The 12732-nt window shown below is 61.4% G+C and carries 10 protein-coding genes and 2 tRNA genes; 2 read left to right on the forward strand and 10 right to left on the reverse strand.

The features are described 5' to 3' along the window. Positions 1-45: 45 nt before the first annotated feature. Positions 46-1500, reverse strand: a complete 1455-nt coding sequence (locus AACZ26_RS00195) for a glyceraldehyde-3-phosphate dehydrogenase (RefSeq protein WP_339618268.1) — start codon at positions 1498-1500, stop codon at positions 46-48. Positions 1501-1766: 266 nt separating this feature from the next. Here AACZ26_RS00195 and dgoD point away from each other — a divergent pair, with 266 nt between their 5' ends. Further along, a complete protein-coding gene (gene dgoD, locus AACZ26_RS00200; protein ID WP_339618269.1) occupies positions 1767-2912 on the forward strand; it encodes a galactonate dehydratase in 1146 nt (381 codons plus the stop codon). 31 nt (positions 2913-2943) lie between these two features. Here the strand turns inward: dgoD and AACZ26_RS00205 are convergent, their stop codons facing one another. The 8 genes from AACZ26_RS00205 to AACZ26_RS00240 all read right to left on the reverse strand — a co-directional run bounded on the left by AACZ26_RS00205 (position 2944) and on the right by AACZ26_RS00240 (position 9015). Next, a complete protein-coding gene (locus AACZ26_RS00205; protein ID WP_339618270.1) occupies positions 2944-3699 on the reverse strand; it encodes an SDR family NAD(P)-dependent oxidoreductase in 756 nt (251 codons plus the stop codon). Next, positions 3699-4448: a FadR/GntR family transcriptional regulator gene (locus AACZ26_RS00210; protein ID WP_339618271.1), complete on the reverse strand. Its 750-nt coding sequence runs from the start codon at positions 4446-4448 to the stop codon at positions 3699-3701. Before AACZ26_RS00210 ends, AACZ26_RS00205 begins: the two co-directional genes overlap by 1 nt. 51 nt (positions 4449-4499) lie before the next feature. Further along, entirely contained in the window at positions 4500-5039 is a 540-nt protein-coding gene (locus tag AACZ26_RS00215) for a YaeQ family protein (RefSeq protein WP_339618272.1), read from the reverse strand. A 44-nt stretch (positions 5040-5083) separates the two neighbouring features. Further along, the gene (locus tag AACZ26_RS00220; protein ID WP_339618273.1) at positions 5084-5689 is read right to left on the reverse strand and encodes a nucleoside/nucleotide kinase family protein; all 606 of its coding nucleotides are present in this window, start codon (positions 5687-5689) and stop codon (positions 5084-5086) included. Positions 5690-5769: 80 nt separating this feature from the next. After that, positions 5770-5858, reverse strand: a tRNA-Ser gene (locus AACZ26_RS00225). A gap of 67 nt (positions 5859-5925) precedes the next feature. After that, a complete protein-coding gene (locus AACZ26_RS00230; RefSeq protein ID WP_339618274.1) occupies positions 5926-7215 on the reverse strand; it encodes an LCP family protein in 1290 nt (429 codons plus the stop codon). A 44-nt stretch (positions 7216-7259) separates the two neighbouring features. Beyond that, positions 7260-7344, reverse strand: a tRNA-Ser gene (locus AACZ26_RS00235). Positions 7345-7431: 87 nt separating this feature from the next. Further along, positions 7432-9015, reverse strand: a complete 1584-nt coding sequence (locus AACZ26_RS00240) for a PucR family transcriptional regulator (RefSeq protein WP_339618275.1) — start codon at positions 9013-9015, stop codon at positions 7432-7434. A 131-nt stretch (positions 9016-9146) separates the two neighbouring features. Between AACZ26_RS00240 and AACZ26_RS00245 the strand changes: the two genes are divergently transcribed. After that, positions 9147-10466, forward strand: a complete 1320-nt coding sequence (locus tag AACZ26_RS00245) for an aspartate aminotransferase family protein (protein WP_339618276.1) — start codon at positions 9147-9149, stop codon at positions 10464-10466. A gap of 105 nt (positions 10467-10571) precedes the next feature. Here the strand turns inward: AACZ26_RS00245 and AACZ26_RS00250 are convergent, their stop codons facing one another. Beyond that, entirely contained in the window at positions 10572-12530 is a 1959-nt protein-coding gene (locus tag AACZ26_RS00250; protein WP_339618277.1) for a VCBS repeat-containing protein, read from the reverse strand. Positions 12531-12732 lie beyond the last annotated feature (202 nt).

The following is a 12732-nucleotide window of genomic DNA, read 5'->3' on the forward strand; positions in this document are numbered from 1 at the left end:
CCCACAGCGTGAGGCCAAGGCGTAACACGATCACAGTTCGGAAAATCATGCGCCGACGGCGGCGCGTTCGGGAATAACTTGAGGGTGGGTTTGCGCCATATGTTCGATAACCCGCACCACCTGGCTCGTGTACCCGAATTCGTTGTCGTACCAGACGTAAAGCACCAAGTGCTTGCCCGAACTAATGGTGGCAAGCCCGTCGACGATGCCCGCGCGGTGCGACCCGATGAAGTCACTCGAGACGACCTCGGGCGAGTCGATGAAGTCGATCTGCTGCTGCAGGGTCGAATCCAGCGAGAGATCGCGCAAGTATCGGTTCACTTCTTCTCGCGTTGTTTCGGTCGCGAGATTGAGGTTGAGGATCGCCATTGACACGTTGGGAGTGGGAACCCGGATGGCGCTGCCCGTGAGTAATCCGGCAAGCTCAGGAACCGCCTTCGCAACAGCCTTCGCAGCGCCAGTCTCGGTGATGACCATGTTCATGGGGGCCGACCGGCCTCGGCGGTCGCCCGAGTGGAAGTTGTCAGTGAGGTTTTGGTCGTTCGTGTAGGAGTGCACGGTTTCGACGTGGCCATGCTCGATGCCGTAACTGTCATTGATGGCTTTCAGCACCGGCGAGATTGCGTTCGTCGTGCACGAGGCAGCAGACAGAATTGTGTCGCCGTCTTCGATCGTGTCGTGGTTGAGGCCGTAGACAATGTTCTTAATCTCGCCCTTGCCGGGAGCGGTGAGCAGAACACACTTCACACCCTGAGCGGCGAGGTGCTGGCCCAGCCCCTCCTGGTCACGCCAGCGACCGGTGTTGTCGACGACGATGGCATCCGATATTCCGTACTCGGTGTAGTCAACCGTCGCAGGGTCGTTCGAGTAGATGACCTGGATGAGAGTGCCGTTGGCGAGGATCGTATTGGCCTCGGTGTCGACCGAGATTGTTCCCTCAAAAGGACCATGGATGCTGTCCCGACGCAGCAAGCTCGCCCGCTTCACGAGGTCGTTGTCTGAACCGCGGCGCACGACGATCGCGCGCAGGCGTAGTCCGTCGCCGTTGCCGGCGTGCGCGATGAGGATGCGGGCGAGCAGTCGACCGATGCGTCCAAAACCGTAGAGCACGACATCCACTGCCGCTGGTGTGTCTTCGGCACCGTTCTTGAGCACGGGCGCGAGCTCGGCTGTCAGGAACTCAGTGAGGTCGCCGCCGACTTCGCGGTAGCGATTGACGAGTTTGGCGAGGTCGATGGAGGCCGAATTAAGGGCAAGCGCGGACAGCGCAACCATGAGCGGCATGGTTTCTTCGATCGGAAGTTCTGCCTCATTGAGCTGGCGGGCAAAGCGATGCGCCTTGAGCACTTCGACGGGCGACTGATTGATGAGGCGCCGACCGTGGATCGAGGTGACGACGCCGTGGTTGCGATACAGCCCACCGATGAGAGGAATCATTGCCTCGGCCAATTCTTGGCGGGCATTCCATCGGTCAAATTCGTCGCTGTGTTCGCGCTGCATCAGGTTCCTTCCGACTGCACTGTCGCGGGGCTTATGGGCGCGTTCGTGGCGCGCGGCCTCGCATCTATTCTCCCAGAGAGAGCGGGCGGGCACGACAGCCCGTCGGAGCAAAACGACCCAGTGTTGAGCCAGCGCTAAAGGGCGCGGTTTTTAACGCCGCGAACAGGCAAGGGCGGCGGTCGTCTCGGCTGGGCGCTGAATGCGAGACACATCTCGGCCACAGGGGCGAATAGTACGATAATAAGACTTACTATCCGGGAGGCACTGTGAAGATCGCACGTATCGAAACCTTTCTCGTGCCACCGCGGTGGCTCTTCGTGCGTATCGAAACCGACAACGGAATCGTCGGTTGGGGAGAGCCTGTCGTCGAAGGCCAAGCCGACATCGTGCGCGCCGCTGTCGAACAGCACGCCGAATACCTCGTCGGGCTTGACGCCACTCGCATCGAAGACCACTGGCAAGTGCTCACCCGCGGCGGCTTCTATCGCGGCGGCCCCGTCGCTTCCAGCGCTATCGCCGGCATCGACCAAGCCCTGTGGGACATTGCGGGCAAAGCCCACGGTGTGCCAGTTCATGACTTGCTCGGTGGCCCCGTTCGCGACCGCATCCGCATGTACGGCTGGGTTGGCGGCGACGAGCCCTCCGAGCTGCGCGACAACATCGCTCAGCAGATCGAGTCGGGCCTCACCGCGATCAAGATGAATGCGAGCGGACGGATGTCGCCCCTGGGTACCGTGAGCGCCGTCACCGAAGTCGTCGACCGGGCTGCGCTCGCACGCGATGTTCTTGGCCCCGATCGTGATTTCGCGATCGACTTTCACGGACGAATGACCGCAGCGAACAGCCGCCGCATCCTCCCCCTTCTCGAGCCCCACGCTCCCCTCTTTGTCGAAGAACCTGTTGTGCCCGAGAAGTCGCACCTGCTCGACGGCATCGTTGCTTCAACGTCGATTCCCATCGCGACCGGCGAGCGCCTCTTCTCCCGCAATGAGTTCCTCGGACCGCTGCAGGCCGGCATCGCCGTCGTGCAGCCCGATCTCTCGCACGCGGGCGGTATATCCGAGGTACGCCGCATCGCGGCCCTCGCCGACATGTTCGACGCTCAACTCGCGCCGCACTGCCCGCTCGGACCGATCGCGTTGGCGTCGAGTTTGCAGGTCGGGTTCAACACACCGAACTTTCTGATTCAGGAACAGAGCATCGGCATCCACTACAACGTCGGATCGGACGTGCTCGAGTACCTCATGGATACGAGCGTCTTCAACTTCACGAGTGGCTACATCGAGCGCCTGACGAAGCCGGGGCTCGGCATCGACATCGACGAAGCTGCCGTGCGCGCCGCCGACAAGGTGGGGCACGAGTGGCGCTCCCCCGTGTGGCGGCACGAGGATGGCTCGCTCGCCGAGTGGTAGCGGGCGGTAGCCCAACACCAGCGAACGAACGCTAAGCGCCGAGGGTGGTTGTCATTCCGCCATCGACGACGAGCGAGGTGCCCGTAATATACGAGGCACCGTCGCCGGCCAGAAACCGGATGACCGACGCAACTTCTTCCGGAGAACCCAGTCTCTGCAGCGTCGCTTGGCGTCGCGCGAGCTCTTGCGCTTCGGGGCCCTGATGATCCCATTGCCGGGTCTCGATTGCGCCAGGCAACACCACATTCACGCGCACGTGCGGGGCGTAGTCGAGGGAGAGTTGGCGAGTCAACGAAATCAACCCACCCTTGGCTGCGGCATAGGCAGGTTGTGCGGCCCAGGCAAGCACTCCGTGAACACTCGACACATTCACCATGCTGCCGCGGGCAGCGGTGAGGGTGTCGTGAAAGGTGTGCATCGCGCGGTAGACGGATGACAGCGTCACCGATAATTGTGCGCTCCAGTCGGCTTCGGACTGTTCGTGCGCGACTCCCCCGACTTGAAAGAAGGCGTTGTTCACGATGACCGCGGGAGAACGATTCGCAGCGCGGAGTTCACGCGAGAGCGCCTGCCAGGCTTCCGGGTCGGCGACATCGAGCGGGTGCGCAGTAGCAAGCCCGCCGGTCGCCCGGATCTCCTCGGCAACGACTTGTGCGGCATCCGTGTCGATGTCGGTGACGACAACGTCATCGCCGGTCGCCGCAAACATTCGGGCACTTGCCGCCCCAATACCGTGCCCCGCCCCGGTAATCACGACAGTGCGCTTCGAACCGCTCTCGCCGCCCACTAGAGAGCCCTCGTGCGTTTCGCTACGAGAGCAGCACCGTCATCATCGCTGCTCACAATGGCATCAGAATCGGCAGCAGACTGGGTCATCAACGTCGTCATCGCTGCGTGGGCACGGTCAGCATCCTGAGCAACAATGGCATCGACGACGGCGCGGTGCGAATCCAAGAACTGGGTCGTCGTTTCGTTCTTGAACGCGATCTGATTACGCGCCTGCAACGCTGGCTCGAGCACCACTTCAAACCGTGCCAAGAGTTCATTGCCGGATGCCGCAAGCACCGCCCGATGGAACACCAGGTCGGCAGCCGCATGCGACTCCGCCTCGGTGCTCACGAATGTCGCCGCGAGCGCCGTCATCGCTGTCTCAATCGCGGCGCACTGTTCTTTAGTGCGTCGCACTGCTGCCAGTCGTGCTGCCGCTGGTTCGAGAACCTGACGCACCTCGCTCAACTCAAGCACGAGGAGAGGTTCGGGCACTCCCTCCGAACGCCACGTCATCACGTCGCCGTCGAGCAACTGCCAACGCTCCCGCTCAGTGACATAGGTGCCGAGACGCGGTCGCGCGTCTACTAGCCCCTTGGTCGTGAGTACCTTGATGGCCTCGCGCATGACCGTACGGCTCACCTGAAATTCGGTGAGCAGCGCATCCGGGTCGATGATGTCTCCAGACACCAGCTCTCCGCGCATGATGCGGCGGCCGAGCACATCAACAACGTGCCCGTGCAAGCCTCGCCGAGAAAAAGTAGTCACCTCGGTGATAATACTGTGCTCATGGACGCGCGAGATAACTGCGAATCGCGGCTATGAGATCTCGTGCTCGTGGAGTGCGGTGCTGAGGTTGGTGCCGTTGAGGTCAAGGTAGAGCTGCCCATCGATAAGTGACACCGTCGCTGCGTTCCGACGTTCTAGAGCAGCGGCAGCGTCACCGATGAAACCGACGTCGAAGCTGCGGAAGACGATCGCCTCCGAACGATGGATCTTCTTCCCTGCCCACGCAGCCGAAACCTTCGCCGGATCTCGGTGCGTGTAAATCGCTACGCGCTCAGCCAGCTTGCTCCCGTAGTGCAATCGGGCGGCATCCGGGGCACCAACCTCGATCCACGCAGTGATGGTTCCGGTGAGATCTCGCACGAGAACCGCGGGCTCGTCGGTGGACGAAACACCCTCGCTGAAGGCGATTCCCTCCACATACTCGAGGCAGTAAGCCAGCAGGCGCGTCACCATATAGAGGTCAGTCTCCGAAGGATGGCGTGCCACTCGAAGCGTGAAATCGTCGTAGACGCCACGATCGACGTCCGCGAGTTGCACCGCAAAAGTGTGCATGGTTGAGCCAGTTGCCATAAGGCTCGAGCCTAGTCTGTGACTGGCTCGTGACTAACCAACAGTCACCTGGCCGCAACCACCGCGTCAGCCCGACTGCGGGTGGCGCGGATGAGGACAGCGTTCGGTTCGTCGACTTCTGCAATCCAGCGGGCGGCGTCATCCGCAGATCGGCCGTGCTGCTGGTGCCGAGCGAGGAGCCTGCTGCGCCGAAGGTCATCGTCGATATCCAGATACCACACCTCATCGAGCATCGGGCGCACGCGTTCCCATCCATCACGGTCGTGGAGAAGATAGTTTCCTTCGGTCACGATCAGTGGGGCGTTGCCAGCCAGCGGAAGCGCCCCAGCGATTGCCGCATCGATATCTCGATCGAATCGTGGGGCAACAACGCTCTCGCCCGCGCGCAGCCGAGTGAGCGTCGACGCGAAGCCGGCGGCATCGAATGTCTCCGGCGCACCCTTCTTGGAGCGAAGCCCGAGACGGTCGAGGTGTTCATTAGCGAAGTGGTAGCCATCCATCGGCAGCACCGGAGTGGCGTACAGCTCGGCGAGCGTCGACTTTCCGGCGCCGGGTGGCCCGACGATACCGAGAAGAAACGGACGGTCGGTGCTGACGTGCGCGAGCGAGGCGATTCGTTCGACCGCCTGACGAGCGGTGTAGGTCTTCACGTGGTTCCTCCGCGATCGAGAGAGGTTGAACGTCGTTAAGACAAGAAAACCCCCGACTGATCGGGGGCTTTCTTCAAGAGCGGAGACGAGGGGATTTGAACCCCTGGTACCCGTTAGGGTACTCCACCTTAGCAGGGTGGTGCACTAGGCCGGACTATGCGACGTCTCCAGACGTACTCAGCAATCATAACCGCTCACGAGCGTAACGACGAACCACGCCGTGAATCGAGAAGCGATTAGTAGTTGTTAGTGACCGAGCACGTGTAGTCAGCAGCGTTCTGACCGCGGATGTCGAGCACGGGAAGATCTTCCTCAACAGGTGCTGCCGTCGCGCCGTCGGTCGCCTCGGGGGCGGGAGCCGGAGCAGGAGCGTTCGGGTCAAGGATCGCGCCGACCCCATCGCCAGCCTCTTCGAGCGTAAACGGCTGATCCGCTGCGATAAGTTCCATCATCTGGTTACCCAAGTATTCGTTGGGCTGAACCTTGCCAGAGTAGACGCCGGTGCCACCGGTGCCACCGGGGTACTGCACGAACTGCACGCGCTCGAGGGGGATGTCTTTGAGCGCCAGAGCGATCGAAACCATGGTGGGAACATCTGCAAGATTGTTCGACAGCTGCATGTTCGAGATTGCGGCATCCGCGAGGTTATAAAGCTTCTTGTAATCGCTGAGAGTGTCTGAGCTCTTGAGTGTGCGCACGAGCGACGATAGGTACACCTGCTGCGAGCTGATGCGCGTCAAGTCACTTCCGTCACCAACGCCATGACGCGAGCGCAAGAACGCGAGCGCTTTCCAGCCCTGGAGGTTGTACGTTCCCGCCTCCGGCAGGTCAATACCGGTATAGGGGTCATACATCGGGCCGTCGACACATACATCGACGCCACCGATTGCGTTCGTCATTTCGATCACACCATCGAACGTGATGATGCCGGCGAATTGGATGTCGAGCCCGGTGAACTCCGACAAGGTCAACGCAACGCAGGGAAGTCCGCCATAGGAGAGAGCCGTATTGAGTGCCTCAGTCGAGTAGTACTTGCTGTAGTCGCCGTCAAGACTGGGGCATTCGGGGATTCCCATGACCATGTCACGCGGGAAGCTGATAGCTACGGCGGACTGACGGTCGGCTGCGACGTGCAAAATCATGTTGACGTCGTTGAGTTCACCCGACGCATCTTCAACGGTGCCGCCGATGCCGCCCTGACCGGCACGAGTATCGCTACCCGCAATAAGGATGTTGAAGCCGCCCTCAAAACTGCCGATCTGCGGCGGCGGCCCTTCGGTTTCGCCAATGAGAGAAACAGTGTCGCGCTGCCCATAGATACTGTCGAAAGCGACAGCCCCCACAGCGGCGCCACTCACCAAAAGAACCGCGAGACTAGCCGCAACGATCTTGGCAATCGAACCCCAAGGACCCGGCTTCTTCAATCGACCGTGACGTGCCAGACCTTTTACTTCTTTGTTTTTCTTAGGGGTGACGCGTTCGAGATCGCCAGAACGCGCCTCTGAGCGCGGACGGAGTTCACTCATCACACTCCCCTTCCTGTTGCCGAAAAAAGTCGTGACACGCAGAGCGGAGGGCGTGGGATTCGAACCCACGAGACATTTCTGCCCACCAGTTTTCAAGACTGGCTCCATCGGCCGCTCGGACAGCCCTCCTTGCGTGACGCAAGTTCAGAGTGTATCGGATGCTCGCAGGGTGTACCTGAAAGGCAGGCTAGAAGGCTCGAAATGGGGGTAAATAGCCTAAACCCACAGTCGCAGCGCCGCCCACAGCTCAAGGCGGCCCTCGAAAGAATCGAGATCGAGGTTGAGGATGCCTGCTGCCTGATCGACGCGCGACCGCACAGTGTGACGGTGCACCCCGAGACTCGCGGCGGTCGCACCCCACGAGCAATCGTGCGCGAACCAGGAGCGCAGCGTATCCACGAGGGCTGCCGAATGCTCGGCGTCGAACTCGGTGAGCGGCGTGAGCACTCGGTGCGCCACTCGCTCAGCACCCGCGGAATGCAGCACCCCGAGCATCCCCGAATCAGCAATGTCAGCGAACGCTGTCACTCCCGGACGTTCACCACGCGCGTACAAGGCGCTCGACGCGTGACCTACAGCGACCGCAAGTTCGGTGTAGTCGGCGGCGAGGGCGCTGCCCGCCACAAGGTGTTGGTCGGCAATGAGCCGCTTGAGCGCGGAAAGAGCTGACGCTTCCACCACCTCGGCTTCCGCTTCGACGAGCACCACGATGACGTCTCCCCGAACCGCGAAGAACACACGACCGTCTGCCTCGAGAGCCAAGGCATCAAGAGCATCAAGAACGAAATGGCTCTGAGTGTGCCGTGCCAGGGCGAACACGCTCAAAGGTTCGGCGGGAAGTGCCCCCCACACGTGCGCGGCGATCGAGCGCGCAACGCGCACCTTGCCCTCCAGCAACAGTTCGAGCAGCGATGACCTCAAGTAGCCTCGCGTCGCGTCGAGCGCCCGGTTCTGTTCAAGGGCCAGCGTAGCCATGGCAATAACGCTCGTCACGAGCTCGTTCTCCGCACGATCGAGCGGCACACCGCGCCCCAGAGCGAGGGCCCCCCGCAACGCACCACTCTGGCCAAGGGTCTGAATCGTGACTTGTCCTGCATCAAGAGTGAGAGCCGTGGATGACCGACTGCCCTTACGCAACGCTCTCGCCACCTCATCCCGCACCGGTTCGGCGAACCGGTCGCCCGATCGTTGCTGTCCCGGAACCTGGACGGGATGCCCTGTTGCATCGAAGAGCCCCACCCAACAGGAAAGCTGGCGTTCGAGCTCGATCAGCGTCGACCTCAAACCCGTAGGTTTGAGCGCCGCGTAGGAGAGCGCTTTGTGGGCAGCGATCGACCATTCCATTCTTCGGCTTCGCTCAGCTGCGATCTGATCGGCGACCTGACGGATGACGGCGATAAAGGGGACACGGTCGGGCACGTCAATAAGGGGCAATCCCACGCGCTCACACGCCGCCGCGAGCCCGGCTGGCATGCCCTGGTGAAGAAAGTGGGTCGCAAAGCCGAGCCCCACAATGTCGGCATCAACAAGTCGGGCCACGTAGGCGTTGTAGTCATAGTGCTCGGTCGCCGCGTCGAAGCCGAACTGCGAACCGTCAGTGAGCAGAACGTTTCCCGCACTCAGGAAGGGGGTGGGGTCGTCAAGGTCTGAACTGTGCACCCACGAAATCGGAGCCGCCATTCTGGCTGCGAGCGCGGTGTTCTCGTGGCTCGGGACAGAAGCGTCGGCCTCCGCGACAGCGGCGAGCAAACTCAGCCGAAGGTTTCGCTGCGCGAGGAGCCATTCGATTGTCGGAAGCATTCAGATTTCCCCTCGTCGTCGCCCACCCACATTATGTCGAATAAATAGCTAAATACTGTACAAATTGGCAACAACTGAGGATGCCGTGCAGACGATAGTGGAAACATCCGTTCCACCTCGAAAGGTGCCTCATGAACTCTGCGCCCGCCACGCCTCACCCCAGCAACGCCGACACCGTCGCGCTTGACCGCGCGCACGTGTTCCACTCATGGTCGGCGCAGGGCGCACTCAAGCCAATGGTTCTCGAAGGCGGCCTCGGCAGCACCGTGTGGGACAACGAAGGAAACGAATACCTCGACTTCTCGAGCCAACTCGTCAACGTCAACATCGGCCACCAGCACCCCGCTGTCATCGCCGGCATCAAAGCCCAGGCCGACATCATGGCGACGATCGCCCCTGCGCACGCCATCAACATCCGCGCGGAAGCAGCCCGCAAGATCACCGAGCATGCGCCAGAAGGCATGAACAAGGTGTTCTTCACCAACGGTGGAGCGGATGCCAACGAAAACGCCATCCGCATGGCTCGTCTTCACACCGGGCGCGACAAGATCATCTCGCGCTACCGCTCGTACCACGGCAACACCGGATCCGCGATCGTCGCCACTGGCGACTGGCGGCGCATCCCCAACGAATATGCGCGCGCCCACGTGCACGTGTTCGGACCCTACGAGTACCGCTCCGAGTTCTGGGCGGACTCCCCCGAACAAGAATCCGAGCGGGCACTGCACCACTTGGAACGAACAATTCAAGCGGAAGGCGCCGAATCAATCGCGGCGATTCTTCTCGAGACAATTCCCGGCACCGCCGGCATCCTCATGCCGCCACCCGGCTACCTCGCCGGCGTTCGAACGATCGCCGACAAGTACGGCATCCTCGTGATCTTGGATGAAGTGATGGCCGGATTCGGTCGCACCGGCGACTGGTTTGCCTTCGACGCCTTCGACATCACCCCCGATCTCATCACTTTCGCCAAGGGTGTGAACTCGGGCTACGTACCCGTCGGTGGAGTCATCATCTCCGACGCGATCGCTGCCACCTTTGACGAGCGCGTCTTTCCCGGTGGGCTCACCTACTCCGGCCACCCACTCGCTGCCGCCTCCATCGTTGCCTCCATCACCGCGATGGAAGACGAAGGCATCATCGAAAACGCGGCAGCAATCGGGCGCGACCACATCGCCCCGGGCCTCGCCGCCCTCGCCGCCAAACACGACTGCATCGGCGAAGTGCGAGGCCGTGGTGTCTTCTGGGCGATGGAACTCGTCGCCAACCGCGACACCCGCGAGCCCCTAAGCGCCGCCGACATGGGACGCATCAAGGGCGCGTTGGTGAAGCGCGGGCTGCTGCCGTTCATCGCCGACAACCGCATCCACGTGGTTCCGCCCGCCGTTGTCACCGCCGACGAAGTTGCTCGCGCGATGGCAATCTACGATGAAGCACTCAGCGAACTCTAGGAAATCTGATTTGTCCTTCGTCGTGCCTTACGGCCCAACGAATTGGGGCGGTCAATTACGCGCACCAGCGCGCGACTGACCGCCCACTAATTCTCCAGATCGGACTTAGCCGATCCAGGACATGCCGTTCCAGCCCTGCCCGATCTGCGCGCCGCCGCTCCAGCCGCCGCGACCGTCACCGGGGTACAGCCACAGCCCTCCGGCAGCGGTACGCGCTAGTACATCTGTCTTTCCGTCTCCGGTGAAATCTCCGGGACTGAATATCCCCGTGAATCCGTTCCAGCCGTAGCCAACCTGGCGTGCCGGGAACCAGCCGCCGGCCCCCGTACCGGAATACAACCACAGCTCTCCGCCGGAGCCACGCGCGATGAGGTCTTGATAGCCATCGCCGTCAAAGTCGCCTGCCGCGAAAATGGCCGTCATCGACTGCCATCCAGAGCCCACCTTCTTTGTCTCAAGCCAGCCCCCTTCACCATCACCGGGGTAGAGCCACAATCCTCCAGCGTTATCGCGCGCGAGAACATCAGGATTTCCATCGCTATCGATGTCCCTCGCGCCAATCAGCAAGTTCATTCCGCCCCAGCCAAAGCCAACCTGAGTCGGATCTAAGAACTTACCCGCGCGGTCGCTTCCATAAAGCCACAGCCTTCCCTCGCCATCCCGGGCAAGGACATCGGAACGGCGATCACCGTTGAAGTCACCCACACCGAGAGTCAGGTTCATCTGCGACCAGTCCGAGGACACAATGCTCGGAGCCTTCCAACCGCCCGCCCCGCTGCCTGGGTACAAAACAAGACTTCCCGAGGTCGTCTTGGCCAGCACGTCTCTCGTGTTGTCACCGTTCAAGTCCCCGCTTCCCGGCTGATCGGCCCGAGGCTGCGTGACTGGAGCTCCGGGACCGGAGAGCATCGACAGACCTGCCCACCCGTTTCCGATGAGAGATCCCCCAAGCAGGCTCCCCCAACCATTTCCTGGGTAGAGATAGATTAGTCCGCCACTCGTGCGGGCGATAGTGTCGTTGCGGCCGTCACCGGTGAAGTCACCAGGGCTCACAATCGAGGTCATCCCGCCCCAGCCGTTTCCGATTTGCCACGATCCCAACCAACCCCCGAGACCGTTCCCGGTATAGAGGAAGAGTCGGCCAGACGCATCACGCGCCATGACATCTGGTTTACCGTCCGAAGTGAAGTCTCCAACACCCGTAATGACGGTCATTCCTTGCCAGCCCCAACCGACCCGAACCGCAGGGTCGAGTTGACCCTCGCCGTCGCTGCTGTGAAGCCAAAGCCCGCCGCTTGCGTCTCGCGACATCAAGTCTTGCGTGCCGTCACCGTTGAAGTCACCGGCCGAGAATACGAGGTTCTGATCGCTCCACCCCGTTGACACTTGCTTCGGGGCCAGGAAACCGCGGTTGCCGTCCATCGGATAGTTCCAGAGCACTCCAGCGGCATCGATCGCCAGCACGTCACGGTGTCCATCGCCGTCAAAGTCTCCTGCGCCGAAGACGGACGTCATACCGCTCCAGCCACTACCGAGCTTCTTGCGGTCCGCCCAACCACCTCGGTCATCCGAGGGGTAGGCCCACAAATCACCAGCAGAGTCACGGGCGTACACACTCGCGCCGAAATCCGGAGACGAGGCCGGCGCGCCACCGGTTGACCCAAACCAGTTGTTGTAATACGCGAAGAAATTGCGATTGCCGTAAGAAGAACACGAGTTGCCTACGCCACCGAAGTTTGCCAGCGAGGCGGCATTCGGCTGGTACGGAGTGTAGTTATAGAGCGCAGCCGTGGCGTAATTGGTGATGTTGATCACCGCACCGCCGCACGACGTATCGGGGTGATAGCCGATGAACTGCACTCCCGGCTGCTTCGCAAAGTTGCCCGCTTTATAAAAGTGGAGTTGCTTCGCGCCCTCATAGATTTGATTACCGAATCCAAGGGCGTACTCAGCACATGGCGCGGTATCGGGGCAGGCCATTCCCATCGCCCGAGCAAGAGTCGAATCCGAGGGAGCTCGATCCGTGACTAAGCTCTGTTCTTTCTGCAGGGTAACGAGAATCACTTTTGCACTGATGTTGCACGCCACCTGTGCTCGATAAATAATTGCCGCCGCCGAAAGGGTCCCCCCTGCGAATGCAGAGCAGACTTGATTTCCCGTAGTCATCGACGAGACAGCTGCCCTGCTAGCAACCGTCGTCGTTAGCACATTGAGGCATTTGCCGTTCGAGCAACTGCCGATCCTTGCATTGAGGAATGACTGAATC

The organism is uncultured Salinibacterium sp., assembly GCF_963974405.1.
Taxonomy (GTDB): Bacteria; Actinomycetota; Actinomycetes; order Actinomycetales; family Microbacteriaceae; genus Rhodoglobus.